Source organism: Marinobacter alkaliphilus, assembly GCF_055394375.1.
The window spans coordinates 3,772,674-3,798,391 of sequence record NZ_AP043751.1 but is presented as its reverse complement, the minus strand read 5'-3'; the positions used below and the strand labels follow the sequence as shown (position 1 = coordinate 3,798,391).

Genomic DNA, 25,718 nt, shown 5'->3' with positions numbered 1-25,718 from the left:
TGTCCTTACTTGAATTTTTTACGGAGATGACCACTCAGGCTGTCAACCATCGTCACCATAATAAGGATGACAATCAGGATGGCGCTGACTTCCTGGTATTGCATGATGCGTAACGATCCCATCAGCTCGAAACCTATGCCGCCTGCACCGACCATGCCCATCACTGTTGAGGCGCGGAAGTTGTATTCCCAGCGATAGATAGAAACGTCAGCAAACTGTGGAAGCACCTGGGGCAGAACTGCATGCCAGAGCACCTGCAGCCGGGTTGCGCCTGCTGCATCGGCCGCTTCCACCGGAGCTGCATCCACATGTTCGATCGCCTCGGCAAAGAACTTGCCGACCATACCAATGGAGTGAAGCCCAAGGGCGAGAACACCGGGCAGGGCACCAAAGCCAACTGCTGCTACGAAGATTATGCCCATGATCAGTTCAGGCACCGAACGCAGGCCATTCAGGATCGTACGAGTTATGTGGAATACCGCCGGATGTGGTGAAGTGTTCCGAGCCGCCAGGAATGCCAGCGGCACAGAGACGCTAACCGCGATGGCCGTGCCGGCTATGCTCATGGCCAGAGTGTCGATCAACGGCGAGACCCAGTCCAGGGCGTTGGTGAAATCCGGTGGAAGTGACTCACCCAACAGTGTCCCGATGGCAGGTATACCATTGGCCAGGGTACGGAAATCCAGCAGATCCACGTACCAGCTGGCTACGAAAATCACCGCCAGTACCAAGGCTGCTTGCCAGAATGTTTTCCGCCAGCCCCGTGCATGCTCATCCAGCACGGAAGCTGACGGGGCCGGCGACAGGGTCGCCGGTTCCGTCTTGGTGTGTGTCATGGGGCTCCTTACATCTTCGCGAAATCTAGGTTGAGTAGACTGCCCATCTTGCGGATAACGTCATAATCGGCATCGGATATGGCGGCGAAGCCTTCGGCCTTCAGATTGCCGAGAATCTCTTCGTCGTCAATATTTAGGAAGGCTTCCCGTACACTGGCTTTGAGCTCCGGATCCAGGTTTGACCGCATGGCCCAGGGATACTGGGGAAATTCACCGCTGTAGCCGAGCACCCGCACTTTCTTTCTGTCGATCAGGCCTCGGTCCATAACGTGTTGGAAAATAACTTCGGACAGACCACCAGCCTGGGCATTGCCGTTGGCCACATTCACCGCTACCGAATCATGGGAGCCCACAAAGTGAGCTTCATAATCTCGTTCAGCTTCCAGGCCGGCGGATTCCATGAGCACTGTCTTGGGGATCAGGTGGCTGGACGTAGAAGCACGGTCGCCATACGCCATTTTTTTTCCTTTGATATCAGCATAGGTCTCTACACCCGATTCAGTATTGGCGATGATAATAGAGCGATAAGTTGGTTTGCCATCCACCATCATGGCGGCAAATGGTTCGATGTCGCTCTTGCTTTTAGCCATCACATAGGAGAGTGGGCCAAAGTATGCCAGGTCGATGCGGCCGAAGCGCATGGCTTCGATCATGGAGGAATAATCCGTGGTTACGATGAGCTTCACTTCCTTGCCAAGGGTCGTTTCAAGGTAATCCTTCAGCGGCTGGTTGCGCTTGATCAGTTCTGATGCGTTTTCATCCGGGAGCAAAGCGGCTTTCAATAAGTCAGGATTGGAATCAGCAGCGGCGTGCAGACTGAATCCTGCCATTAAACATATTGCTATCAGAGCATTGATTACGAATTTCATCGTGCTATCTCCAGTTGCGTGGGTTGGGGCATTACAGGTTGGGTTTTGGCTGCTGGGGCTTTGCCCGGCATCGGTGTTGAGTTCGATCCACCGTGGTAGATCTCGTTAAGGTGGTGTGGTTGCAGCTCCTCTGGTGCTGCATCGAACACGATCTGGGCGTTAGCCAGACCGATAATCCGGTCGGCGAAGCGCTGTGCGTATTCCAATTGGTGCAGCGAAATTACTGTGGTAATGCCATCTTCGCGGCAGATATCGCGAAGCAAGCCGAGAACTTTCTCCGAGGTTGCCGGGTCGAGGCTGGCTACCGGTTCGTCGGCCAGAATCATGGAAGGCTGCTGCGCCAGCGCCCGTGCGATGCCCACACGCTGTTGCTGGCCGCCAGAAAGCTGGTCAACTCGAGTAAGGGCTTTGTCCGCTAGGCCAACTCGCTCAAGGCAGTGCAGGGCCAGCTCAAGATCCTGTCTGGGAAAGGGCAGAAGACTGCGTAAGGTGCTGTGATAGGCCAGGCGGCCAGTTAGAACATTCTGCAGCGCCGTGTGACGTTCAATCAATTGGTGATGCTGAAACACCATGGCGGTGCGCGACCGGTGCTGTCTAACGGTACGCCGGCTATTTAGTGGGCCAAACTCTGCCGAGATCACGCTCCCGGCGGTGGGCAGAACAAGATGATTGAGTGAGCGGAGCAAGGTGGATTTGCCAGCGCCAGATAGGCCGAGCAAAACAGTAAACTCGCCCCTGTGAAAATCGACGGTGGTGGGCCGCAGCGCAAGTACATTTCCGGGGTAGGTCACACCCATGTCTTCGATACGGAGCATCATGCTTTGGGATGGGATAGATGCCATCGGATCACCTTTTACAATTGATAAGCTCGCTTGATTGCGACTTACAATGAAACGGTAAATCCAAACGGTGACAAAGCCGTGTCATTCAAATGACAGGACGGTGATGATTTTGGGGGCGGTTCTCAGCATCCACTGCATACTAAAAACTGTCTGAGGCGATCGACATTGCGTCGATGAGAACCGGCAATTCGCGAAAAGCCGCCGCCAATCGGCGGCGAAAGATTAAGTTTCAGGGTTTGACCGATTCAGCCAGCGACCTGTCTCCGGATGTGATCAATCACCAACCCGTGCTCATGCTGCGGGCTGAACATCACAATGTCGGTGTCTTGCTCGGCGCGCACACTGTGCCCGGGTGGCCAGTAGAACAGATCCCCGTTACGGGAGGTTTCTTCACTGCCGTCCAAATACAGTGCCGTGATTTCCCCTTTCACCACATAACCCCAGTGGGGGCATTGGCAACGGTTGCCCTCAAGCCCGTGTAGCAACTCGGTGATGTCGGTGCCAGCACCAAAGGAGAAGTATTCGGCCCCCATGGTGTTGTAACCGGATACATCGCCAAATTCGGTTTGTTGTCGTGCTTTTGCCCCCGGTACATCAATTCGAACAGGTATATCCTCTTTTGCGATACGCATAGAAATCACCTCCGTGGTGCTTCTTTCTGGCTGCTCCTACTTCATACATACATCTCGGCAGCTATTTATAAAGGTAGCAGAAAGAATCGAGGCGGGATTAACGCTCGCCCCTCAGAAAACAAACGAATCCATCGAAAGCACCCCGTGCTCAATGCCACCTTCAATAACCGTGGCCGGGGCATTGGAATCAGCAGCTCCAAGGGCAACCAGTAGCGGCAGGAAATGCTCAACCGTGGGGTGTGCGCGGCGAGCATGGGGAGCCAAGGTCAGGGCGTTTACCAGCCGCTCGTGATCGCCTGCAATGGCCGCTTCCCGAATCCAGTGGCTGAAGTCCCGGGCGTATTCGCTTGCCTGTTCGTCGCGCCAGCGGACCTCATACAGGTTGTGGGTCAGGCTGCCGGAGCCGACGATCAGAACACCCTCTTTTTGCAAAGGGGCGAGCGTCTGGCCCAGGCGCCAGGCAGAGTGGCTGTCGAGCCAATCCGGCAGGGATACCTGAAATACCGGCACGGACGCATCCGGGTAAAGATGCCGCAACGGCACCCAAGCCCCGTGGTCGAGGCCGCGTTGAGCGTCGGCGAAGGGCTTCCAGCCCGCTTCCTCAAGGAGAGAAAGCGCCATTCTGGCAAAAGCCGGGTGGCCGGGAGCCGGGTATTCGAGCTCATAAAGCGCGGGTTCGAATCCGTTGAAGTCGTGGATGGTTGCCGGTGTTTCGGCAAGGCCTACCCGCACCTCGGGCGTCATCCAGTGGGGCGACACCACCAGCACAGCAGCCGGCCGTGGAAGTTGCTGCCCCAGCCGGGTGAGGGCCGGGCCTGCCAGGCCCGGCTCCAGTGCAAAGGTGGGGGCGCCGTGGGATACGAACAGACTGGTCATGGCGCGTTGCTCCTTTGGGTTGAGTTCGTTGTACCGTTTAGCGAGCGGCCACAAGCCGGTCAACCGATGCGCGCCCGGCACCGCTGAACATCAGCGAAACAGAAGCCGCCAGCAAGGCCAGTCCGAATTCGTAGCCATTGTTGCTCATGAACAGGCCGTTCTGGATGTGCACGCTGAAAATGGCAATCACCATGGCGAAGGCCAGAGCCGCGCTGGCAGGGCGAACCAGCAGGCCGATGATCAGCGCCAGACCGCCGAAGAACTCCGTACCGCCGGCCAGCAAGGCCATCAGGTAGCCCGGGCTTAAACCAATAGAATCCATCCATTGCCCAGTGCCTTCAAGGCCGTAGCCTCCGAACCAGCCGAACAGCTTCTGGGCACCGTGGGCGGCGAAGATAATACCCACCGGAATACGCAGGGCGAGGGCGCCCCAGCCAGCGTTGGTATCGAGCAGTTTGTTGATGAGTGCGTTGTTCATGATCGTGTTTCCTTCTGTGTGGTTGAGTATGGGGCTACTTTACGGGGATCTATTTTTGGGATAAATATGCGCTTAATAGATTGACTGTTTCAAAAAATGGAACAATAGGATGGATCGTTTACTGGAAATGCAGACCTTCTGCGCCGTTGTGGAAGCCGGCAGTTTTGTCGCCGCCTCCGAGACCATGGGTATGTCCAAGGCTGCCGTATCGCGCTACATCAACGAGCTGGAGTCGCGCCTTACCGTGCGGCTGCTACACCGCACCACCCGGCGGTTGTCCCTGACAGCGGAAGGGGAGGTGTTTTACGTTCGTTGCCGGGAACTGCTGGCGGGGGTGGAAGAAGCCGAAGCAGAACTGACCTCGCGCACCAGCGTGGCCAAAGGGGTGCTGCGCATCAACGCACCGGTGAGTTTCGGTATTCGACATCTGGGCCCGCTGTGGGGTGAGTTCCACGCCCGGTTTCCGGATGTGGAACTGAACATCGAGCTGTCTGATCGCATCGTGGATATCGTTGAAGAAGGGTTTGACCTGGCCATTCGTATTGCCAGCCTGCGAACCTCCACCCTGGTGAGCCGTCGCCTCACCAACACCCGGCTGATGGTGTGCGCCTCGCCCGAATACATCCGGGCGCACGGAGCCCCGGAAACGCCTGAAGACCTGATGCACCACAAGGTCATTGCCTACAGATACCTGGCCAGCGGTAACGAATGGCAGTTTCAGGGGCCGGAGGGGCCGGTCAGCACGCGGGTACGCCCGTGGATGTACGCCAACAACGGTGACACCTGTTGCGCCGCCGCGGTGGCTCACCAGGGGGTGGTGTACCAGCCGAGCTTCCTGTTGCGTGATGATCTGGACTCGGGCAGGCTGGTGGAGTTGCTGCCGGAATACTGCTCTACCGAGCTGGGGGTGTATGCGGTTTATCCCACCCGCAAGTTTGTTACGCCCAAGGTGAGGGCGTTGGTGGACTTCCTGGTGGCAACGTTGCCAGACGCTGTGTAGTGCCGCCGTAAATTTACAGTAGCCTGCCGGAGGTGACATGAAGTTTCCTTCAAGTACCTCGTTTGCTCTCCTGGGTGCCGCCCTGATAGCCATCAGCTTCGGGCTGGCCCGCTTTGCCTTCGGCTTGTTCGTGCCGCCGATCCGGGCGGAGCTGGAACTCTCGCCAGACATGATCGGCATCATCGGCGCGCTTCCCCTCATCAGTTTTATCCTGGCTACCCTGGTCGCGCCGCTGGCGGCTGATCGATTGGGCGCCCGCAACACGGCGGTGCTGTCTGGTGGCTTTGGTGCGGTGGGTCTGGTGTTAATCAGCCAGGCATCGGGCGTTTTGTCGCTGGGCTTGGGCGTAGTCGCTTGTGGTATCTGCACCGGCCTGATGATGCCTGCACTGACCGCCGCCATGCAGGCGCTGGTAAAACGCTCACTTCATGGGCGCGTGAGCTCGGTGATGAACGCCGGTACCAGTGTGGGTGTGGTGATTGCCGCGTCGGCCATTCTGTTACTGGCCGGGGCCTGGCGTTATGCCTATTTCTCCTTCGCGGTTTTGGCCATGATCGGGGTGTTGGCAACCTGGTATTTCATCCCCTCGGTTTCACGAGTCATGCCGGCGAATGCAGCGCCGCCGCCTGCCATTACTACCCTGCAGTGGGTGCGCCTGCTGCGGCTCTCATTGTTCGCCTTTGTGATGGGCTTTGTGTCCGCCGCGTACTGGATTTTTGCGCCGGACCTGGCGGTTACCGTGGGTGCCTTGCCATCGGGTTCCACCGGTTGGCTGTGGCTGGGGGTAGGCCTGGCTGGGCTGGGCGGTGCCGTGGTTGCAGACCTTGCCGATCGCAACAACCCACCCATCACCCAGGCCCTGATGCTGATGATGCTGTCTGCCAGCCTGGCCCTGCTGGCAGCCAGCCCCGGCAATATAGTGATTGCGGTGTTTTCCGCCCTGGTATTCGGCCTGGCCTACATGAGCCTGACCGGCCTGTACCTGATGACCGGCATCCGCCTGCTACCCGGCCGGTTGTCTGTGGGGCCGGTGTTACCCTTTATATCGGTATCCCTTGGCCAGGCCGTCGGCTCGCCCATCGTGGGTATGTTGGTGAACGAGTTCAGTTATGCGGATGCGTTTGCCATGTTTGCCGCCATCGGCATACTGGCGGCACTGCTGTCGCCGCTTTACCCGCGCTCCCTTGAACCGAGCGCAGAAGAGCAGGGCGAGGACGAAACCGGCTTGCAGGCGGCTTATGATTATCAGTTGCAGACTGAGGAGGGGGAGCCGTATCGGGCCGTCAAAATCGAAGCACCGAGTGAGGGCAACTAACTATGATCCTGAAGACGACTAAGGTAAAACGTCTGTTCCATCGTAAATCGTGTGCCCAGCAGCCGGACGTAGGTTACCCCATTCTCTTTGAGGACTTTGGCGGTGGCGTCTGCAATGTGAAGCAGGGGAATGCTCATCGCCCGTTCAATCCCGGCGGCGACCTTGTCTTCACATACCCCGCACTTTTCTAGGGTAGTCCGGGAGCAAGGAATCACCACTTCGCGTGGCCTCTCAGCCCGATTCGGAGCGGTCACTATTGGTTGAGTCGATCGGCATGCGCCAGGAGCGATACAGACTTTTCTGACCATGCGTCCCCCGCAATTCCAGTAGCCAGTAGTAACATGGTAGGTCATTAACGGGCAGTCCTGAAGGCACATCAAAACTGAACGGCACAACACGCTCCCTGCCGTCGGGCTTCACCCGAATCTGCTGCTTTATGCTCCAGTATTCAGCGTCACGCGACGAATTATTATTACTAACGATTGCGTCCTTCTTATAACAAACCAGCTTCACCTCCACTGACTGGTTTCCCCGCAGAGGCTTCAGAAAACGTATGATTCCTGAAGCGTTGCCACCAACCTCAGGTTCCGTATCCAGTTTTAGCAATGTGGTTCCGTATTTGAGCAGCTTCCGTGTGGTGTTCAGTCGAGAGGAAAGCATGCAAATCCCGAAAAACGGACCGCACAACAGATTAGGATGGAAATAGTTGCCCAGCGTTACCGCGTAGACAGTCAGTGGCAACAGCAGAAAAAACAGCCCGATGAGATACTGTATCTTTGATCCTGTTGCCTGCGCACTGCGTGTCCAACGGCCAACTCCCGGATATCCCAGCTCCTCACGGGACATTGGTTTCAGGCCGGGGATCGGAATGCTTTTTTTGTATGACACACTAAAGCCCAGAGCAGGGCTTCGCTGACTTACGGAAATTGTTTGCGGACTTGTTTCGCGACACTCTGCTCCTGACATAAATACTACTCTTCCCTGAAGTACACCGTTCGCAGAGGTTGCCACAGCCAAACGATGCTTTCTCTGTTTCAGCTAACAATTATGAGCATCAGTCGTGATGCTAGCTTGGATCGGGCGCCGCTGCGCCCCGTTGTGAAATGCACCTCATCAAGAGAAAGGCGAGGGGCTGGCTGTTTGGCAACTAATCTCTTTGCGAGAGTGCTATTACCAGCGTCAGCATTTCCAAGAAGTATCGTTTTTACCGTGCTGTCTTTCCTGGCTAACGCAGAAGGCGGTGGCGCGCTTTAGCGCGTCCGCTGGCCCGACTTGTTGGCACAGATGTCTTTGAGACCGCCGGAGACATACTTGTGCAGTACACTGGAAACCAGAGACTGGTAAGGAAGTCCCTCTTCCAGGGCTCGACGTTGCAGTGCTTCCAGATCTCGACTGGAGATGCGTATATTGATTCGCTTGTCCTTCTTGAACGTTTCTTCCGCTGCCTTCGCCAAGTACTCCCGACGATCGGCATCCAGATCTGACTCGAACTCTCCGGACTCGTAAGCCTCCAGCAGTTCTTGCTCTTCGGGATCTAATTTGGTCTTAGCCATGCTACCTCCCTAGAAATTTCTTGGTGGCCTTGCGACTGGGGATGACCGTCTTGAGAAAAATTTCGCTATCATTTTCAACGTACGGCACCTGAACCGCCCCGGGTTTGAGGAGGCCCCAGGAATCGAAATCCAGAAGAGGAAAGCTCCTAGTAGTAATTTTTGCGACATTTCTCCTCTCCTAGAAAACTTAACGCTGAATGTTAAGCGGCGCCTGCGGTCGAGTAGGCCCTGGGAACCACCCCCAAAGCCTCTCACAGAACCGTACGTGAACCTCTCGATTCATACGGCTCTTGTTATCCAACCACTGCCCTTGATCCTGCCCAGTGCGAAAATAGATCCGGCCGTCGCCGACGCAGTCCATTCACTCTCCGGGCAGCCTGTAACAGACCTCTGAGTTTCCGATACTTCCCTAATGCCCACCGGCTCAACCTCAGATCGAAATGAAACAGCACATTCCGAATGTAACTGCGGCCAAACAGGCTATAGTACTGCATCCAGCCTCGGAGGCGGGACTGACAGAATCGAGCGAACTGCCCGAGTTCTTTCTGTCGCCACCATTTCCAGGGCCACTCGTTGATCTGCTTGCGGATCTCTTTCGCTGCACTCTGGCTGATGGCCGCCGTGAAGTAGACTTTCTTTTGTCCCAACCGGTTGCGGATCAGCCGCGGTCGGAAGGTGTAACCCAGAAAATCAAACGCGATCTCCGGGTAGTCCCGCCGGTTGTACTCGCTCTTACAATACACAATCTTTGTCTTGCGGGGATGGAGCGTCAAGCCACACGCTGTGAATCGTGCCTCAAGGACCGATTTCAGTGCTTGAGCTTCCCGTTCACTGGAACAATGGCATACGATATCGTCCGCATAGCGTTCGAACTGGATGCCACCCCAGCGCTTCTCCACCCAGCGATCAAAGACGTAGTGCAGGAACAGGTTTGCCAGTAAGGGACTGATCACACCGCCTTGCGGCGTGCCCCGATCGCGTTCCTCCACGGAACCATCCGCCAACTGAACCGGCGCGCTTAGCCAGCGCCGGATGTACAGCTTCTGCCAGTCCTCGGTCACATGACGATCCACGGCCTTAATTAATAGGTTGTGGTCGATGTTGTCGAAGAAGCCTTGAATGTCCATATCCAGCACCCAGGCTTTCTTCCAGCACCGGGCCTGAGTCTGTTTCAGCGCATCGTGCGCTGACTTTCCCGGGCGGTAGCCGTAAGAGTCCGGGTGGAAGTGTTGTTCCAGTTCCGGTTCAATCAGCAGCTTGACCACCATCTGCGCAATGCGGTCGGCAACCGTTGGGATGCCGAGACGACGGGTTGCCCCATCCGCCTTTTCGATCTCCACGCGCAAAACCGGTGGTGGATGATAGCTTCCTGAGGACAAACGGTTCCAAAGCTTGTAAAGGTTATTGCTGAGGTCACCATCAAAGTCTTCCAGACTCTGATGATCTACCCCGGCGCTACCTTTGTTGGCTCGAACCCGCTTGTAGGCCTGATAGACCAAGGCCTTCGGGATGGTAAATGGTTTTGCCTGACCCTGACGGCTCCTCCCGGAATTCGGTTGGCCATCTAGATCCGACGGGATAACTTGCCCCCTTCGCTCCACACCCATTACAGGTGTTTCCACACTACTACGGGCCAATCCGTCCCTGTGTCCTGCATCGGTACTCTCGCCTCGTGGGATCTCCACTTGTGCTTCTCCCTTAACATCAGGACGACAGGTTCTCATGTTCCATACTCAAGCCTGTACCCAGGTCATGCCGCCTCAAGACCGGCTGCCGCTGTGTCCGTTGTGCCAGCTCACGTCACAGCTCATCCCGGGGAGACGCTCGGTCCCCGGTTCTGACAACATCTGTCTACATTTCGACCCCTTATCGGCGGTTCACTTTCGTTCATCTCCTTGGGTACGTACCTGACCGCTCTTGACGGCCTTTTCCCATGTCGCTCACGACCCGCACTCTTAATGCAAGCCGCACAGGGCGGTTTGATCCCGGTGTCTGGTCACCGAGACCGAGGGGCCTTCCCTCATCTTGAGTACAGCAAGAAAGACTGAAGTCTTTCGTCATGACACACGAGCGCAGCGTAGTAGGCGTCCGGCGGACGGCCACCAGGCCGGTAGCGAACTTGAACGATTGGTTATGCATGCCCACCATACCGCTGCATCAACTCCAACACTAAAACCTCATCACTTGCACCGGAATGGTAAGCTGATGATAAAATCTGAAACAGCTCCAAAGACTCAGCCCGATCAAATATCGATGCTGCGTTACCCTCAAATAATCCGGGCAATGTATAGCTCGCCCCGCCTAGCCCCCATCCGGAACCCTCGGTAACCACAAATGGTTTATCGCTTTCGAGGCTGACTCCGAATACTTTAGGATACTGGCCGTGATGACCACCCTCCCAATCGCCGTCAATCCTCACGAGCTCAATATAATGTTCCATGGTCATCTAGTGCATAACGCCCGGCACACCGGACCAGCTGCGGTGTGCCAATATGTGGTAAGAGCGCAGCGACCACATATTGGTGCGCCGTAGCTGGCTCCGAGTGCTGCCGATTGTTATGTGCTACACCTTGCCAAACTTTAATTCGTTGTAAACGAGAGTGCAGCCTTTCATGTTTGGCACACCCATCTTAATGTCACCAGTAAAATTCAAACCCGTAAAACCTGAATCAGATTGCCTTTCAAGTAACCTAACGCAAGACTTAATTAAATATCGATCAGGAGTATACGTATTGTAGAAAGCAACTTTGCAAACCGATCGCTTTCTATCGTCTGTTTTCACTACTTCTTCACGACTGGACTCCACCACTATGATCTCAATTGGATCTAGCTCTACGCCTTCTGAAGCCAGCTCGTCAATTTTTGGGTTCAAAAAGCCAACAATGAACTTTTTTAGCAATTCTTCATCTGGCCTGAATCGGTCATCAGCTATTGGCATTACACACCTGCTCGTACCTTGCGATCACATAACGAGGCTGTAGAAAAACCCGATTCCGAGCCTTCCCCAGCACCTGGTTCCTAAAATTTTCTTAGCGGCCATCAGTTAGCCGATTATCATCGTTCCGATGTTCAGCCATGAGTTTCAGTCCTTTTGACGGTGTCAGTGCCGGTATAGCTGACATCCAGCAGACACATTTGTAACCGCCTGATCCCGACATCACGCTGCTAACCGCCCGTAATTCGCCAACTTCTCAATATTGTGCACCAGGCAGTATAGCTGCCATTGGCCTTGCACCTTCTTCTTGCCTCGCAAGCTGAAGCGATTCAGCCGTTTGTTCGTGCCGATGTTGCCGAACACCGGCTCCACCACCGACATTCGGTGGCTGTATATCTCTTTGCCCTGTTGGCTGTCGACCCGGTGCTTCATCCAGTCCGTGTAGTTCGGCAGACGCTTGTTCTCAATGGTGAACGACACCTGTCGGCCAGACCCATTTCGGTGGTTAGCGGATGCAGGGTTCTGCATGCATTGGTGCTTCTTGGGACAGTGGCGACATTGCAGCAATCGACCTTCGAAGTGAACTCGGACCTTGCCATTCTCGGCTTCCCTTTGACCCCAATAGGTAAGCTCTTCGTCAGTCGGGCAGACGCAGATCAGGTTCACGGGATCGAACTGGAATTCACTGGCCGGAATGATGTCTTTCCAACCCTTGTCCGGCAGGTTTTGATGCCGCTTGCCGTACTTGTCTTTCTGGTTTGTGAACTTCGGGTCCCGGCTGCGGAATTTGTTGTCCGGCACGTAGCCATTGATCTGCCGTTCGTGCAGGTACTTCATATTGGCTTCGTTGGCGAAGCCGGTGTCAGCGGTAACGATGGTGCCTTGCTGATAAATGCTGTCAGCGATACCCAGTTTCTTGAAACGGGCTTCGACGGTTTCCAGTACCGGTTGCAGGGTATGATGTTCCTGGCCTTCGCCAAAGGCCTGGGCGTCGATGATGATTTGGTGTTTCTTATCCACCGTGGCGACCCCATTGTAGCCCTGGATCGTGCCTTTGCTGGTGGTCATCTTGGCGCTTTCGTTATCGGTGACGTTGCTCTTCACTTCCTTGCTCCGTTTCCCCCGGCCCATCCGTGGGCGGCTCGTCTTTAGGAAACGATCAATCTTTTTAGCGGCCTCATCCAACGACAGAATGGTCTTCGCTCGGCGGATGTCGCGGTCCAGTTCGGCCTCGGTGTCTGCCTCGTCCCGCTCGTAATGCGCCCTGAGGTGATGACGGATCAGTCGTCGCAGTTTCTCCCGCTTCTCGCCCAGCTCTTTAAAGGTGCCGGACCATTCCTTGGCCGCGTTGGAGGACATTTTGCAGCCGTCGATGGCAAACAGCTCGTTACCCAACAGACCTTCTTCGTGGCACACCAGCAGAACTTGTTCGAACAGCGCTTCGATCTCATCGGCGTGGCTGCTGACAAACTTGGCCAGGGTGGTGAAATGCGGAACGGTATCGCAGGAGAGGGCTTTGAAGAGGATGTTGGTCTCGCAACACCACTGCATTTCGCGACTGGAGGTGATGCCCTTGGAGTAGGCAAACAGGATGATCTTCAGCAGGATGGCCGGATCGTAGGCCAGCCGGCCAGTGTCTTCGTTGCGGTACTTGGGATGAAACACCGCCAGGTCCAGCTTGTGCTCGATCAGGTAGTGCACCGCGTGTTCAAAGGTGCCGGGCTGGAGCTGTTCCTGGTAGTTGATGACGACCATGGTGTCCTGGTCGTAGTTGTAGTGCTTGAAGCGGGGCATCTGACCACTCCTTGTCCGTTTGCCTGATCCTATCAAAACACAGGGTGATTTCGGGGTTTTTCTACAGCCTCAACGCCAACAGCAGGGGCGCGACGTAAGGAGCGTCCCTTGCCTGTAATTGTTAAGGCCACCCTAAACTAGAGGTAGCTTTGAAGTTGTTCATAGTTCGGATGGTTTTTTAATTTGCCTACGTGCGTGGCTACCGAGTTTCCACTTTTGTTCTGAATATGGATATCCGCACCAGCCTCTAACAACTTGCTAATGATCAGTGCATTTTCCGGTTTGTTTCCGAGCGCTCTCTGAATGGGCGGATTCCCCCATTCATCCAGCAAGTTAACGGATGCGCCACAGAGAAGAAGACGGTCTACGACGGAAACAAGCTGATACTGTGCGGCTGCATGAATGGGCGCATAGCCGTTGTTGTCCTGCTCGTCGAGGTCAAAATTTCCTGATTCAATGAGTTCGATGGACAAATCAACATCTTTTCTGAAAATGGCGTTCAGTAGTTCATTTCTGCCATCTCTATCTCTACTCACGGTATCCCCCTGGAGCCTTAACGCTGAGCGCACCGGCGGCCTCACAAGGCCGTCCGAGTGACGCGACTTGTTAGAACAATACTACCCATGACGAATTGGGGCCGTGAAATAGGATAAAAAAATAAAAACTAGAATCCCGAGAACTACAGAAACCAGCACCACCTCGACGCTAAATCCGCCGAATAGCTTCCCCAACAGGTAGCCAGGGATAGGCGCAGCACCAAGAGAAACCCACATACTGGCTCCCCCCTGCACCGAAATGGTTGATCTGCAGTGAGGACATTCAATTGCCTTGTTCTCCGATGGGGTGAGCCTCTGACGGATCAGATTGAAGAACGGCAGGGTTTCAGAGCAATAGGGACAGGTTTTGATACTGCTACCTCACGTTCTAACGCTAATATTAAGCGGCGCCCGACTAGGGCGTCCGGTGGACGGCCGCCAGGCCGGGAACGAACTTGAATGACTGGTTATGTGCTACCCGAAGAAACAGCCATTCTCGTCGGCATTTACGATAGCAAAAAATTCCTCGATGGAGCGTGACTCAGGTTCTGGCGTGTAGGAGTGCCACTTTAAATCGCTACGCATCCAGTAGATTTTCCAGCGTTGAGATTTTTTGACGTAGGTAGCTTTTGCAACCGGCGACTCAATGATCGTGGCTGGCTCGCGGAAATGGGGGCGAATCTCGACAATCTGCACGCTTTGGCCAGAAACTCGAACGTCTAGATCTAACTTGGGCCGGATCTCGACTGGCGGCCTCCGGGCTTCAAGAAATTCTGAGGCGGCCCGCTCAATTTTCTTTGCTTCAAACTCACTGAATGCCATATGGATTCTCAATGGGAACGCCCACATAACGCTGAGCTTAGCGGCGCCCTTGCAATGGAGGCAATGAAGTGGACCCCGAAATTTGGACAGGTGCCTAAGCTCTGATTCATCATCTCCACAAGGAGGAGAATCATGAGCAAGAAACGCAAGCAATACAGCGCATCATTCAAGTCCAAAGTCGCCCTGGCCGCCCTCAAGGGTGACCAGACCACATCCGAAATTGCCGCCCGTTTCCAGATCCACCCGACCATGGTCAGCACCTGGAAGCGAGAGCTGCTAGAGAATGCCCCGGACCTCTTCGAAGGCAAGAAAAAGTCCGGCAAACAGTCCAACGAGCCCAGTTCTGACGAACTCTATCGCGAGATCGGCCGACTGACGGTTGAACGCGATTTTTTGTCGCGCAAGCTCGATCAGTAAGCCGTCAACGCCGATTGGCGATGATCGAGCGTGGTCATCCCCAAATCAGCCTTGTACGCCAGTGCGAGCTGCTCAAACTGAGCCGCTCGTCGGTGTATTACGTCCCTCGTAAACAGTGTCAGGAGGATCTGGATCTGATGTACCTGATTGACCAGCAGCATCTGGAAACGCCGTACTATGGCTCTCGTAAGAGGCGTGTCCACCTGGAACGCCAAGGCCACCGGATAAACCGCAAGCGGGTTCAGCGCCTGATGCGCACCATGGGCATTCAGGCGGTGTATCCACGCCCCAGAACCAGCATTCCGGGCGACGGGCACAAGGTTTATCCGTACCTGCTCAAAGGGCTGAAAATTGACCGCCCCAACCAGGTGTGGGCAACAGATATCAGCTATATTCCGCTGGCCAGGGGCTTCATGTACCTGGTCGCCATCATCGACTGGTACAGCCGCAAAGTGTTGTCCTGGCGGGTCTCCAATACCATGGACACAGATTTCTGTATTGATGCCCTGGAGGAGGCCTTACAGCGCCATGGAACGCCAGAGATCTTCAACACCGATCAGGGTGTCCAGTTCACCAGTGAAGCCTTCACAAGCGTTCTCAAAGAACATAGCATCCGGATCAGCATGGACGGCAAGGGCTGCTACCATGACAACATCTTCGTGGAACGGCTCTGGCGCAGCGTCAAACACGAGTGCGTCTACCTCACTGCCTTTGAGGATGGCCGACACTTGAAGCAGGCGCTTCACCGGTACTTCCGGCATTACAATCAGACCCGGTACCACCAAACCCTTGATTACCAAACGCCCGATGAGGTGTACTACGGGCAACCCATATCTCTGGCAGCCTGAGCCAGGGAAACAACCGGATCATAGCTTAGGGACACCATCAGGTTGTCCAACTGAATGGGTCCACCTCACAAAGCCGCAATGAAAAGGGCGTCCGGCGGCCATCGGCCGCGTACTACAGCGATTTGTTATATCTTATTTTTTCTTCGGCGGGTTCTTCGGAGCCATTTCAGATGTCTCTGGTTTATGGCCATTTGTCGCCGGCTCTTTCTGCGGCTGCCACCCCTTTTTCTCGGGGACATAGCCATCTCTGAAATTGCCTTTTTTAGGGTCACTCATCGTCATCTTCTCCACCGTGGTAGAACTCAACAGAACGTATTTCTGAGGAGAGTATGATCACTCCTGCAGACTGTTCAGCTTGCCTTTCAAACCCACCGTCTTCGTTCAATATCCATTCTTCCTCGAGGTATAACTGCTCTTCGGAAGGTGCGCTTGAGGCGAAAGAGTTTGGACCAAATTTTCCGGCCACCTTCTGGCCATCCTTCAGGGTAACTATAATCCAGTAACACCGACGCTGGCCAAAAACAAAGTCCCAAGGTTTTTGGATGGGATGTGGAATGAGGTTTTGTATAAAACTCCTCTGGCGCAAAAACTTCCACGCAAAAACCCAACATATTGGCGCTACAAATAGAACGAAAGACCAAAAAATAATATATAGATTCGGGTGGCTCTCGGAAATTGAGCAGCTCTCGATCAAGTAAATTGGCCAGAGTAGTATTGCGTAATTAAGGCAGCTGTATGACACCGCATCAATTAGCTGCTTTGAGGATTCGGTATAGCGCGAGGGGGCTAGCAATTCGTAGGTTTTGATCGCAATGAAACCTGGAACCACGAATGCGATGAAAATTATTAGCTTGCTTTCATCCCAGATATTCAAAGATTACTCCCGATATAACGCCCGGCTCACGCGCCGGTTTGGAGCCGCAAAGCGGCGTAAAATCGGTCGCTGTGCAGCCGATTGTTATGTTTCCCCTGAAGTGCTAAATTGTGTATAGAAACCTAAAACTATACACATAGGTGCTCCATGAGAACGAACATTGTCATTGACGACCAGTTGATGGCCGAAGCCCTCAAAGCCTCTGGCTACGAAACCAAAAAAGAAGCGGTTGAGCAAGGCCTGAAACTTCTGGTCCAGTTGAGCAAGCAGCAGGAAATTCGAAAGCTGCGAGGCAAGATCAAGTGGGAAGGCGACCTGGACGAAATGCGGAGCGCCCGATGATTCTGGTGGATACCAGCGTCTGGATCGACTATTTCAACGGAGTCACTAACCCACATACTGACCTGTTGGATGCCTCGATAGTCCAAGGATCTGTCGCTATCGGGGACCTCATATTTCTGGAAATCCTGCAAGGCATCCGCAGCGACAAACAATATCGTCAGACCAAACAAAGCCTGATGGCGCTGGAACAATATGAAATGTTTGGCAAAGACATGGCAGCCAAGTGCGCCGACAATTATCGAGCCCTTCGTAAAAAGGGCATCACGATCAGAAAGACTGCCGATGTGATCATCGCGACATTTTGCATAGAGAAGGACCTACCCCTGTTGTTCCTTGATCGCGACTTTATCCCCTTTGTTGATCATCTTGGACTTGAGCCGGCCCTGAGAGAAACATAACGCCAACAACACGGGCCGGAGCACGCGCAGCGTGCGGAGGTCCAGCACCACGCAGTGGTGCGAGCGTGCTTGTGATTGTTAGGCATTGATATGTAGCTCCATAAACACGCTGTTTGGGTCTTCTTTATATGAGCCAAAAGGCCCGCAATAGGAAAACCCGTGTTTTGAATAAAGCTTTCTGGCCGGATCGAAGAACGGCATTGAGCCGGTTTCCAACTTGAGAGACCGATAGTTCCTGCTCCTCGCCTCTTCCACAATGTGGCTGAGCAATTTGGATCCGATACCCTGGCCCCTAGCTGATGCACAAACTCTCATGGATTTGACTTCACCATGATATGGGTCAACCTCTTTGAGTGCGCCACACCCTAAAACCTTTCCATCGTCATAGATTGTCCAAAAGGTTATCTCTGGCACCTGTAAGCCTTGTAGATCCAGGGCATGCTTGCTTTCAGGCGGAGAGACAGCCTTCATGTCCTCAATATGCTGCTGCAGGAAGTTGGCGATTTCCTTCCCTTTAAGATTGTCGATCCGTATTTCCATCCGTTTGACTCTAGGCTTGCCTAACGCCGATATTCAGCGGCGGCCTTTGCGTAGCGAAGCGGAGAAAAGGCCGTCCGGTGGAGGCCCTTCAGGGCCGGAACGAACTGGAATGTATAGTTAGAGTCATTCAGGCTCAAAACCCGGAAATCCATTGTTGGAATACTCTTCGAGTGACCCAGGCTTGGCCCCTCGAACCGTCCAGCTCGAGAGGTAGTCGGGGTCGACAACAACTTCTCCAGTCGACCTGAGACGATACTCGCCCTCATCCGCTGGCAGGATATTCGAGAAATCGGGAGGCAAGTAGAACTCGGTTCCGCTGCCATTTCTCTTTATGATAATACCGCTCCCATCTACGTGGGTGATAGGACCATATACTTGCACTTGGCCAATAAGCTGCTCTTCATCATCCATTAAAGTGATTCCGACGAGCAAAATCTTCCCTATCAAACTTCCAATTTCTTCCATTTTTTAAAACTCTAACGCTGAAGGTAACCGGCGCCGGAGCGTAGCGGAGGGAACCAAAAGCGGTACGCTTTTGGCGTGGACTTCCCCCAATAAAATGGACACGCCCCATCAGTTAATTCCCTCGAACTCTATCGGAGTCCGGTAACCAAGGCTACTGTGCAGCCGTAGGCTGTTATAAAAGCATTCAATATAGTTACATATACTAATGAGTTCGAAAGTAAGCGAACATCATTTATAATGTAGGCTCCGTTCGCCAAGCTTATCGGATATTTACACACATGCGCCACGATGACGGTCGTAAACTTGATCACAAAACATTAGAAGCCATTCGCGTTCGCGCCGTTCAACGGGTCATGGATGGCGAGAGTCCAGAAGTCGTCATCAAAGCGCTGGGGATGAGCCGAGCACGAATCTATGAATGGCTGGCTGCCTACCGCGAGGGTGGCTTTGACGCGCTCAAGGCCAAGCAGATTTCCGGTCGTCCCAAGAAACTGAGCGGTGCTCAGATCCGGGAGCTGTATATCTGGATAACGACCTTTACGCCGGACCAGTTGAAGTTTGATTTTGCCCTGTGGACTCGGGGCCGAGTGCGTGAGCTCATCCGGCAAAAGTTCAACGTCCGGTTAAGCGATGTCTCGGTCGGTCGTCTGCTTCGAAACCTGGGGCTGACGCCTCAGAAACCCCTGCATCGGGCCTACCAGCAAAAGCCAGAGGCCGTGAAACAATGGAAAGAAGAGACCTACCCGGAAATTCGCAAGGAAGCAAAAAAAGTCGGCGCCACCATCTATTTCGGCGATGAAGCCAGCATTCGGTCTGATTATCACAGTGGCACCACCTGGGCACCCAGGGGTGAAACTCCGATCATCCGTAATACGGGCAGTCGCTTCAGCATCAATCTGATCTCGGCCATCTCGCCTCGCGGCGAGCTTCGCTTTAAGACCATTCAGGGCAACATGAACACCGATGCGTTTCTTGGTTTCCTCAAGGCTCTGGTGCAAGACGTTGACAAGCCGGTTTTCCTGATCCTCGATAACCACCCGGTTCATCATGCTCGTCGGGTTCGAGACTATGTTGAGAGTCTCGACGGCAAGCTCAGGTTGTTCTTCCTGCCGCCGTACTCGCCGGAGCTGAATCCTGACGAGTCTGTTTGGGGCTATATCAAATACCATCACGTCGGTAAAAAGATCATTAACAGCAAAGAACAACTTCGGAGCACTGTTTACCGGCAGCTTCGACGTTTGCAAAAATTGCCACGACTATTGAAATCGTTTTTTGGCCATCCGGATTTGGCTTATATCTCCGGGTAATGTTCGCTTACTTTATTTCGAATTAGTATGTTTCCGTAACTGCCGCATTGTCACGAAGCTGGTGGCATGCAGCAATTCTCCCTTCAACGTCTTGAAGAAGGACTCCACCTCCGCATTATCCGTGCACTGTCCAGGTCGGTTCATGCTGTGTCGTACCCGATGCTGATTCAGCAGCGCCTGGGTCTTGTGAGCGCGATATTCGATGCCACGATCCGTGTGGAACAACAGATTGGGGGCTGGCTTTCGCGATATAAAAGCTTCCCTTAGGGTTGCCTTAGTAAAGTCTGCACTCAGGTTTTCGCCCAATCGCCAACTGATGATGCGTCGTGAGTAGAGGTCCAGCACTACCGCCAGGAACACATACTTCTTTCCCAGCTTGATGTAGGTGACATCGCTGCTCCAGTGCTGATTTACAGCAACCGGCTTATCCGCATCTAGCCGATGATTTGGAAGGGCTTTTAAATCCTCTCTGAGCTTTGTCATACGGCGGTATACGCGCATGACTCGAGCTTTCATACCCCATTCCTGCATTAACCGGGCAACCCGATTCTCGCCAACCACTTCGCCTTCACGGCGCAGCGCCTGATACACCCTGGGACTGCCGTAGCGCCCCTTGCTGTCGTTGTAGACTCTACTGACCTTCAACAGCAAATCGGCATTCGCAGCGGCTCTCTGACTGGGCTTCCGGCTTGCCCAGGCATAGTAACCAGAGCGGGAGATGCTCAGGTGGCGACACAGAGCCTTTACCCCATGTTCTCCCCGGTGTTTCCAGACGAATCTGAACGCTTCCGTCGTTCCTCGGCCTGAAAACGTTGAAACTTTTTTAGGATGTCGTTTTCCTCCTGAAGCTCTGATACTCGGCGTTTCAGGCGATTGATCTCATCCCGCTCCTTCATCAGTTCTTTGGCTCCCGCCGGAGCTTTCTTGACCCGTTTCATGGCGAACTTTCCCTCTCTGTATTCCTTTCGCCAGCGTGACAGCATGAAGGGGTGAATATCCAGCGCTTCCGCTACCCCTTTCACGCTCCGGTGCGCCTGGTAGCTCCATTCCACTGCTTTGACTTTGAACTCGACACTATAGCGTTGGGTCTTCTTCCCCGAGAGCATCTTTGGCATCGCTCTTCTCCTGTTGCGGAGTTATCGATGCGTGTCCACTGAACTGGGGGAAGTCCAGCGTCCGGTTGACCGCCTTGTTAGTGGCCGGATACCCCGTGGATAATCTCTGGCATCCAAACCCGAATGCCGTGTACTGACTAGCTTGCACCGAACTTGGCCCATAGCGTGAGGAACCAGAACACGGAATTTTCGGATTTTGCAGAGATTTGCGGGGAGAAGTGCTGGACGGTGGTAAACACTTGAAAGCAACTCCCTGCTCTACCGACTGAATCCTTCCGAGGCCTGGGCCAATAACGCAGAGCGAAGCGGCGGCTGAAAGCCGTCCGCCTTACGCGTTTTGTTACACACTGCCCATGCGCAGGGCCCACAATTCTCTGGTCCTTTGAAAGTAGTCTTTCGCTGCCTCTTTCGCTTGGCGCCTAGACATTCCATGACTTCTCATCTTCTTGGTCATAGCTTTGACTAACCTTTCATCCCAATCAGGAATCTTGGTTCGCGGCGCAACCTCGACCAGAACTTTTGGACTATCCAAGCCCTCTGCCACGCGCTTCCCGAAAACACTTGGCTGAATATAGACCCCTTGAGACTGAACTATGCCGTCGGCGAGGTTCGCTTGGCTTTGAAGGTCGAACTTGACTCCAAAGTTCACCTCTGAAGGTTTGGAAAACGAAAAGAGCAAGAACGCATACTTTTTGTTTATCCCCCACGTGCAGTTAACATCGCCTGGGGGGGAATCGGTATGAAGATGCACCAGGTTGAGCACTTCTTTATGGTTTTCACAGTCCACAACCAGTACCGGAATTGCACGCCCATCTGCAGTACCACCTGTGGCAATCGCCCCGTCACTAACGATCGGGACGAAATGACTATCATCCATCTTCGTCTTGCGTTTCATTCCTAACTAACCTCATCAAAAAAGCATATAGCTCTGCCTCTCCGCCATCCGGAGACCGGCCAACAACCCTGTACGAATTTATGTGAAACGCTCGATCTTCACCTTTTGGTAGCTTGAATGAAATCCAGCCAGTCACTGTTTCCTTGGGAGGTAAGTTGATTGGTATTTCCAGCTTTTTGTACCCATATGAGAGGCCTGGAGGTTCTACCTCCAAACTGGGTTCCGAAATTGCTTTACCGGAAACCCCTTCGTTATCAACGAATTCAGCCTCTAGAATTAAGGAAGAAAACGTTCGAGGGCTAGACGATTGGTTTGTATAGGAAATTGCAAACGAGCAGAACTTTTCATCGCCGTTATAAAAAACAAAGCAGTCTATCAGGTACGAGATTATTGGAAGTTTACGTTCCGATACCTCTTGTTCCGATAATTTCAATGCTCTGCGCGAAGAAAGATAACTGAAGAAGGCCAAAAGCAGTGACCCCATAGAAATAGCCAAGGCGCCTAGAGCTATTTTGTCGGATACTTCCACAAATCAATCCTGCATTTAATTGGTGTAACGCCAGCCAGCATGCGCGGCTGCGAAATGGAGGCGAAGCCGCAATGTAGTAGGCGTCGCTGTGCCTGGCCTTGTTATAAATTGGGACATGGAACCTCAGTTTAGATCCTTGCGGCGCTTGTTGATGTCTCCCAGAACTAGACCTGTAAAGATAAAGATAAACGGAGACCCAAACTGGCTTATAGCAGTATCAAGACCAGAGCCCACCAAAATTGCCAATGCATGCAGTACTCCTGCGCAGATCAGAAAAGCTGGCAAAAGTAGCTGTAGTAGTTTGATCCATTTACTCATATGCCCCAGAAGCCCTGCCTCGGCCTTAATCTAATAGCAGCTATCCACTGTCCGTCTACTGCCCAACAAAGCCTTCTCAAAATTTATAACGCGGAGCACAGCGGCGGCCCGTCAGGGACGTCCGGCGGCCACCGGCCGCGTACTGCTGCGATTTGTTATTTGCTTGGATACTCATCCACCCACCTTGGGGCCACGTTGAGCCTGCGAACAAAAAAGTCGCAAATGTCCTTTGCCTGACGAAAGGGTGGCTCAACTCTGAAAAGTTCATGCCATAGTGTCGGAATATCTGGACCTGACGACCGGCGATCATCTTTCTTCATGTGGATGATTCTGTCCCGCACGCGCTTGAGCTTTACAAATCCTTTCCAGCACTTCGTTCCTTTTGGTGACTCCACGTTCAGCGCCTCTGGAAGGACTTTCGAAAGCTTCTCGTCCAACGACAAGAACCTCTCAATCTCTGATTTTTTCATCCGCTCAAGGACGATCTCACTTCTTTTGTGCGTGTGATAAACAAAATCATCCGGAATTAGCTCATTTACAAATGCTTCGAGAGCAGTGAAGGCCATTACTATCGACTCCATCACTTGCTCTAAGTAGTCGAATGAATCGGAAGTGGTATCGAAAGCGACCTCTGATTTGATGGAACGGTCAATTTTCGAGTGCTCTCTTATGCTCCGAGCGCTTTCCCAAGACCTCCGTGACGCGCTCAAAAAAAGTGCGGTGGCATTTGGGAGCGTAATACGGACCATTTTTTTCTTTGTTAGCTGAGCAACAGATACCTTCGTGATCTGACTACCTTTCGGAACTAACTGGCCAGACCAAGGCGAGCGCCAGTCTTTAGCAAGAGTGACAAAATCATCCATCCGCCAATCGTTATCAGGTTGCTTCATGTTCCCTCAGTAGCGGAAGCCAATAACGCCAGCAATAAACGGCGCCCTGACAAGGGCGTCCGGTGGAGGCCGTAGGCCGGAATGAATTTAATTGCCTTGTTAGAAAAGCCACCTATTCAGTACCAGAACTTTGCTCTAACTCTCTAATTTTTTGCTCTTCTTCAAGCCGTTTGCGCTTGATGTACGTGCCAATCAAGCTAGGTGACGCTTGGCTGCGGATTGACCATAGCGTAAAGATATTAATCAACGGCAGAAGGGTAAGTCCTGAAAGTATCAAAAACTCTTCACCACTAATGCGAGGCGCTGAAACCCACATGAATATCGCGAAGATTAGTAGCACCAAGTTACAGACCGCAGTGAATAGAACCATATACAAACCATTCCTTTCTCTGGGCAGATGTAGAAGAACTTCTAACGCTAAGGTAACCGGCGCCGGAGCGCCAGCGGAGGGAACCAAAAGCGGTACGCTTTTGGCGTCCGGTTGACCGACTTGTTATGGGCGTTCACGTCCACCCCCCTTGACCCGGAGATGTAGCTGAGACATCAAAGATTGATACACAGCCATATTGAAGATTTGAAGGTTTTCCACGCTAAAGTCCCCGCCAAGAATCGGATGAAGCTGCCACCCGATACACTCGCCCTCACTGGGGACAAGGCCGTTCTCCAGAGCTATGGGATACCAGCTTGCAATAAAGACCTCGTCACACCGTAAGCGTCCGGCCATCACACCTTGTCAGGTATAGCCGGGGTCCAGTTGTGGGGCAATAGCTCGTTGATGGCGTTGTTCTTCTGCGTCGGCAGTCGGGTCAGCACATCCTTCAGATAGGCATACGGATCATGCGCGTTCAGCTTGGCCGACTGGATCAGCGTCATCACCGCAGCCGCACGCTGACCACTGCGCAGTGATCCCGCGAACAGCCAGTTGCTGCGCCCCAGCGCCCAGGGTCGGATCTGGTTTTCCACCCAGTTATTGTCGATGGGCACAGAACCATCGTCCAGATAGCGCGTCAGCGCTGCCCAACGTTTGAGGCTGTAATCCAACGCTTTGGCGGTGCCGGAGCCATCCGGTACTTTCTGGCGATGCGCCAGCATCCATTGATGCAGGGCGTCAGCAAGTGGTTTGGCTCTGGTTTGTCGGATTTTCCGGCACTTATCCGGCGGCAGGTCTTTGGTATCCCGCTCGATCTCGTAGAGTCCGCCGATGTAGTCCAATGCTTTGGCTGCCAGTTCGCTTTTGTTGGCTTCGTGCAGGTCGTAGAACTTGCGCCGGGCGTGGGCCATACAGCCGATTTCAGTGATGCCATTACCGAACCCGGCCTTGTAGCCGGCGTAGTCGTCACAGACCAGCTTGCCCTGCCAGTCACCCAGGAAGGTGCGGGCGTGTTCACCCGCCCGGCTTGGGGCGAAGTCATAAACGGTGGCTTTCAGATCCGAGAACGGTGTGGTGCAGTAGGCCCAGACGTAGGCCTTATGGGTTTTCTTCTTGCCCGGAGCCAGCATGCTGACCGGCGTTTCATCGGCGTGCAGAACGTTGTGTTCCAGCAAGGCGTTTCTCAGTGCATCGACCAGGGGCTGCAACTGCACACCGCAGGCACCGACCCATTCGGCGAGTGTGGAACGGGGTATTTCCAGGCCAGCACGGCCGAAGATACGTTCCTGACGGTACAGAGGCAGATGGTCCGCGTACTTGGCCACCAACACCTGAGCCAGCAGGCCGGCGGTGGGGATGCCCTTGTCGATCACCTGCGGTGGTACCGGTGCCTGGACCAAGGTCTCGCACTGGTTGCAGGCCCACTTGCCCCGGATGTGGCGTTCCACCGTGAACTCACCGGGGACGTAGTCCAGCTTCTCACTGACGTCTTCGCCAATACGCTTGAGCTGGCAGCCGCATTGGCAGTGGGTATTGTCCGGTTCGTGGTGGATCAGGGTACGGGGCAGTTCCGGTGGCAGCGGGGTGCGCTTAGGCTTCTGCTTGGGCTGGGCAGCCTTCTGCTCCTCAGTCATCGCCTGGTCCAGCTCGGCTTCGATCGCCGCCAGGTCGCTGTCGATCAGCTCATCCAGGAGCTTGCCCTGAACGGCATCGAGTTGCTCACTGCGGCGGGCGAACTTGTGACGTTTGAGGATGGCGACTTCGTGGGTCAGTTTCTCGATGACGGCATTCCTGCGCACCAACTCCCGCTCCTTCCGGCCCAAGGCTTGATCCTTGGCGTCCAGGGAGTCCATCAGTTCCGTCGCCAGAGCGCGGAGCTGATCGGCTGAGAGTTGGTTGATATCGGGGCGCTGAGTCATGCC

General features: G+C 53.9%; 31 protein-coding genes and 2 pseudogenes. 6 read left to right on the top strand and 27 right to left on the bottom strand.

Going from position 1 to position 25,718, the window contains the following annotated elements:
* Positions 1 to 5: 5 nt before the first annotated feature.
* The 6 genes from phnE to ACZ5Q2_RS17370 form a co-directional block, all read right to left on the bottom strand.
* Complete coding sequence (phnE, locus tag ACZ5Q2_RS17395) at positions 6 to 836, bottom strand: phosphonate ABC transporter, permease protein PhnE (protein ID WP_286921763.1); 831 nt, start codon at positions 834 to 836, stop codon at positions 6 to 8.
* A gap of 8 nt (positions 837 to 844) precedes the next feature.
* Positions 845 to 1,705, bottom strand: a complete 861-nt coding sequence (gene phnD, locus ACZ5Q2_RS17390) for a phosphate/phosphite/phosphonate ABC transporter substrate-binding protein (RefSeq protein WP_432210628.1) — start codon at positions 1,703 to 1,705, stop codon at positions 845 to 847.
* Positions 1,702 to 2,547 (bottom strand): phosphonate ABC transporter ATP-binding protein, encoded by an 846-nt coding sequence (gene phnC / locus ACZ5Q2_RS17385; protein ID WP_432210629.1) that lies wholly within the window; start codon positions 2,545 to 2,547, stop codon positions 1,702 to 1,704. Before phnC ends, phnD begins: the two co-directional genes overlap by 4 nt.
* A gap of 245 nt (positions 2,548 to 2,792) precedes the next feature.
* The gene (locus tag ACZ5Q2_RS17380; RefSeq protein ID WP_286921760.1) at positions 2,793 to 3,179 is read right to left on the bottom strand and encodes a cupin domain-containing protein; all 387 of its coding nucleotides are present in this window, start codon (positions 3,177 to 3,179) and stop codon (positions 2,793 to 2,795) included.
* Between the two features lie 111 nt (positions 3,180 to 3,290).
* On the bottom strand, positions 3,291 to 4,055 hold the full coding sequence (locus ACZ5Q2_RS17375; RefSeq protein ID WP_342632046.1) for a dioxygenase family protein: 765 nt from the start codon (positions 4,053 to 4,055) through the stop codon (positions 3,291 to 3,293).
* Between the two features lie 37 nt (positions 4,056 to 4,092).
* On the bottom strand, positions 4,093 to 4,533 hold the full coding sequence (locus ACZ5Q2_RS17370; protein ID WP_058092349.1) for a DoxX family protein: 441 nt from the start codon (positions 4,531 to 4,533) through the stop codon (positions 4,093 to 4,095).
* Between the two features lie 109 nt (positions 4,534 to 4,642).
* On the opposite strand from ACZ5Q2_RS17370, the gene ACZ5Q2_RS17365 reads away from it, so the two are divergent.
* Positions 4,643 to 5,533, top strand: a complete 891-nt coding sequence (locus tag ACZ5Q2_RS17365) for a LysR family transcriptional regulator (protein WP_432210630.1) — start codon at positions 4,643 to 4,645, stop codon at positions 5,531 to 5,533.
* 37 nt (positions 5,534 to 5,570) lie between these two features.
* Positions 5,571 to 6,848 carry an MFS transporter gene (locus tag ACZ5Q2_RS17360; RefSeq protein WP_432210631.1) on the top strand — a complete coding sequence of 426 codons (1,278 nt, stop codon included), beginning with the start codon at positions 5,571 to 5,573 and terminating at the stop codon, positions 6,846 to 6,848.
* 8 nt (positions 6,849 to 6,856) lie between these two features.
* Here ACZ5Q2_RS17360 and ACZ5Q2_RS17355 read toward each other — a convergent pair.
* The 9 genes and pseudogenes from ACZ5Q2_RS17355 to ACZ5Q2_RS17315 all read right to left on the bottom strand — a co-directional run.
* Positions 6,857 to 7,012, bottom strand: a pseudogene (locus tag ACZ5Q2_RS17355) (aspartate/glutamate racemase); the annotation flags it as partial.
* A 67-nt stretch (positions 7,013 to 7,079) separates the two neighbouring features.
* Positions 7,080 to 7,814 (bottom strand): sporulation protein, encoded by a 735-nt coding sequence (locus tag ACZ5Q2_RS17350; RefSeq protein ID WP_227510283.1) that lies wholly within the window; start codon positions 7,812 to 7,814, stop codon positions 7,080 to 7,082.
* 284 nt (positions 7,815 to 8,098) lie between these two features.
* On the bottom strand, positions 8,099 to 8,401 hold the full coding sequence (locus ACZ5Q2_RS17345; RefSeq protein ID WP_061333528.1) for a CopG family antitoxin: 303 nt from the start codon (positions 8,399 to 8,401) through the stop codon (positions 8,099 to 8,101).
* A 293-nt stretch (positions 8,402 to 8,694) separates the two neighbouring features.
* Positions 8,695 to 10,023: a group II intron reverse transcriptase/maturase gene (ltrA, locus tag ACZ5Q2_RS17340; RefSeq protein ID WP_432210632.1), complete on the bottom strand. Its 1,329-nt coding sequence runs from the start codon at positions 10,021 to 10,023 to the stop codon at positions 8,695 to 8,697.
* Between the two features lie 509 nt (positions 10,024 to 10,532).
* A complete protein-coding gene (locus ACZ5Q2_RS17335; protein ID WP_041335042.1) occupies positions 10,533 to 10,847 on the bottom strand; it encodes a hypothetical protein in 315 nt (104 codons plus the stop codon).
* 117 nt (positions 10,848 to 10,964) lie between these two features.
* The gene (locus ACZ5Q2_RS17330) at positions 10,965 to 11,339 is read right to left on the bottom strand and encodes a hypothetical protein (protein ID WP_061333989.1); all 375 of its coding nucleotides are present in this window, start codon (positions 11,337 to 11,339) and stop codon (positions 10,965 to 10,967) included.
* Positions 11,340 to 11,558: 219 nt separating this feature from the next.
* Positions 11,559 to 13,130 carry a transposase gene (locus tag ACZ5Q2_RS17325; RefSeq protein WP_061333987.1) on the bottom strand — a complete coding sequence of 524 codons (1,572 nt, stop codon included), beginning with the start codon at positions 13,128 to 13,130 and terminating at the stop codon, positions 11,559 to 11,561.
* Between the two features lie 137 nt (positions 13,131 to 13,267).
* Positions 13,268 to 13,666: an ankyrin repeat domain-containing protein gene (locus ACZ5Q2_RS17320; RefSeq protein ID WP_061333986.1), complete on the bottom strand. Its 399-nt coding sequence runs from the start codon at positions 13,664 to 13,666 to the stop codon at positions 13,268 to 13,270.
* A 474-nt stretch (positions 13,667 to 14,140) separates the two neighbouring features.
* Entirely contained in the window at positions 14,141 to 14,488 is a 348-nt protein-coding gene (locus tag ACZ5Q2_RS17315) for a DUF3024 domain-containing protein (RefSeq protein WP_061333984.1), read from the bottom strand.
* A gap of 132 nt (positions 14,489 to 14,620) precedes the next feature.
* Between ACZ5Q2_RS17315 and ACZ5Q2_RS17310 the strand changes: the two genes are divergently transcribed.
* Positions 14,621 to 15,753, top strand: a protein-coding gene (locus ACZ5Q2_RS17310) for an IS3 family transposase (protein ID WP_156471801.1) whose coding sequence is annotated in 2 segments (ribosomal slippage) — positions 14,621 to 14,891 and positions 14,891 to 15,753 — 1,134 coding nt in all. Because the reading frame shifts where the segments join, the coding sequence is not laid out codon by codon here.
* Between the two features lie 132 nt (positions 15,754 to 15,885).
* Here the strand turns inward: ACZ5Q2_RS17310 and ACZ5Q2_RS17305 are convergent.
* Positions 15,886 to 16,029 carry a hypothetical protein gene (locus tag ACZ5Q2_RS17305; protein WP_156471803.1) on the bottom strand — a complete coding sequence of 48 codons (144 nt, stop codon included), beginning with the start codon at positions 16,027 to 16,029 and terminating at the stop codon, positions 15,886 to 15,888.
* Positions 16,022 to 16,627 carry a DUF6338 family protein gene (locus ACZ5Q2_RS17300; protein WP_061334036.1) on the bottom strand — a complete coding sequence of 202 codons (606 nt, stop codon included), beginning with the start codon at positions 16,625 to 16,627 and terminating at the stop codon, positions 16,022 to 16,024. Before ACZ5Q2_RS17300 ends, ACZ5Q2_RS17305 begins: the two co-directional genes overlap by 8 nt.
* A gap of 147 nt (positions 16,628 to 16,774) precedes the next feature.
* Here ACZ5Q2_RS17300 and ACZ5Q2_RS17295 point away from each other — a divergent pair, with 147 nt between their 5' ends.
* Together ACZ5Q2_RS17295 and vapC are read left to right on the top strand one after the other, a co-directional pair.
* The gene (locus ACZ5Q2_RS17295) at positions 16,775 to 16,969 is read left to right on the top strand and encodes a type II toxin-antitoxin system VapB family antitoxin (RefSeq protein ID WP_061334038.1); all 195 of its coding nucleotides are present in this window, start codon (positions 16,775 to 16,777) and stop codon (positions 16,967 to 16,969) included.
* Positions 16,966 to 17,367 (top strand): type II toxin-antitoxin system VapC family toxin, encoded by a 402-nt coding sequence (gene vapC / locus ACZ5Q2_RS17290; RefSeq protein WP_061334040.1) that lies wholly within the window; start codon positions 16,966 to 16,968, stop codon positions 17,365 to 17,367. The genes ACZ5Q2_RS17295 and vapC overlap by 4 nt, the downstream gene beginning before the upstream one ends.
* A gap of 78 nt (positions 17,368 to 17,445) precedes the next feature.
* On the opposite strand, the gene ACZ5Q2_RS17285 is transcribed toward vapC, so the two are convergent.
* From ACZ5Q2_RS17285 to ACZ5Q2_RS17275, 3 genes are all read right to left on the bottom strand, one after another.
* Positions 17,446 to 17,907: a GNAT family N-acetyltransferase gene (locus ACZ5Q2_RS17285; protein WP_061334041.1), complete on the bottom strand. Its 462-nt coding sequence runs from the start codon at positions 17,905 to 17,907 to the stop codon at positions 17,446 to 17,448.
* A gap of 123 nt (positions 17,908 to 18,030) precedes the next feature.
* Complete coding sequence (locus tag ACZ5Q2_RS17280; protein ID WP_061334043.1) at positions 18,031 to 18,372, bottom strand: hypothetical protein; 342 nt, start codon at positions 18,370 to 18,372, stop codon at positions 18,031 to 18,033.
* 108 nt (positions 18,373 to 18,480) lie between these two features.
* Positions 18,481 to 18,561 carry a hypothetical protein gene (locus ACZ5Q2_RS17275; protein ID WP_464597180.1) on the bottom strand — a complete coding sequence of 27 codons (81 nt, stop codon included), beginning with the start codon at positions 18,559 to 18,561 and terminating at the stop codon, positions 18,481 to 18,483.
* A gap of 89 nt (positions 18,562 to 18,650) precedes the next feature.
* Between ACZ5Q2_RS17275 and ACZ5Q2_RS17270 the strand changes: the two genes are divergently transcribed.
* Entirely contained in the window at positions 18,651 to 19,679 is a 1,029-nt protein-coding gene (locus ACZ5Q2_RS17270; protein WP_054645368.1) for an IS630 family transposase, read from the top strand.
* Positions 19,680 to 19,715: 36 nt separating this feature from the next.
* Here the strand turns inward: ACZ5Q2_RS17270 and ACZ5Q2_RS17265 are convergent.
* The 7 genes and pseudogenes from ACZ5Q2_RS17265 to tnpC all read right to left on the bottom strand — a co-directional run.
* Positions 19,716 to 20,534, bottom strand: a pseudogene (locus ACZ5Q2_RS17265) (IS3 family transposase); the annotation flags it as partial.
* Positions 20,423 to 20,794, bottom strand: a complete 372-nt coding sequence (locus tag ACZ5Q2_RS17260; protein WP_432210633.1) for a transposase — start codon at positions 20,792 to 20,794, stop codon at positions 20,423 to 20,425. The pseudogene ACZ5Q2_RS17265 and the gene ACZ5Q2_RS17260, both read right to left, overlap by 112 nt.
* Positions 20,795 to 21,134: 340 nt before the next feature.
* Positions 21,135 to 21,689, bottom strand: a complete 555-nt coding sequence (locus ACZ5Q2_RS17255; protein WP_432210634.1) for a hypothetical protein — start codon at positions 21,687 to 21,689, stop codon at positions 21,135 to 21,137.
* Positions 21,664 to 22,218 carry a DUF4352 domain-containing protein gene (locus tag ACZ5Q2_RS17250; protein ID WP_230715995.1) on the bottom strand — a complete coding sequence of 185 codons (555 nt, stop codon included), beginning with the start codon at positions 22,216 to 22,218 and terminating at the stop codon, positions 21,664 to 21,666. Before ACZ5Q2_RS17250 ends, ACZ5Q2_RS17255 begins: the two co-directional genes overlap by 26 nt.
* 473 nt (positions 22,219 to 22,691) lie before the next feature.
* Complete coding sequence (locus ACZ5Q2_RS17245) at positions 22,692 to 23,426, bottom strand: hypothetical protein (RefSeq protein ID WP_061331653.1); 735 nt, start codon at positions 23,424 to 23,426, stop codon at positions 22,692 to 22,694.
* Positions 23,427 to 23,919: 493 nt separating this feature from the next.
* Positions 23,920 to 24,150: a T6SS immunity protein Tdi1 domain-containing protein gene (locus ACZ5Q2_RS17240; protein WP_432210635.1), complete on the bottom strand. Its 231-nt coding sequence runs from the start codon at positions 24,148 to 24,150 to the stop codon at positions 23,920 to 23,922.
* On the bottom strand, positions 24,150 to 25,715 hold the full coding sequence (gene tnpC, locus ACZ5Q2_RS17235) for an IS66 family transposase (RefSeq protein ID WP_230715981.1): 1,566 nt from the start codon (positions 25,713 to 25,715) through the stop codon (positions 24,150 to 24,152). Before tnpC ends, ACZ5Q2_RS17240 begins: the two co-directional genes overlap by 1 nt.
* Between the last annotated feature and the right edge of the window lie 3 nt (positions 25,716 to 25,718).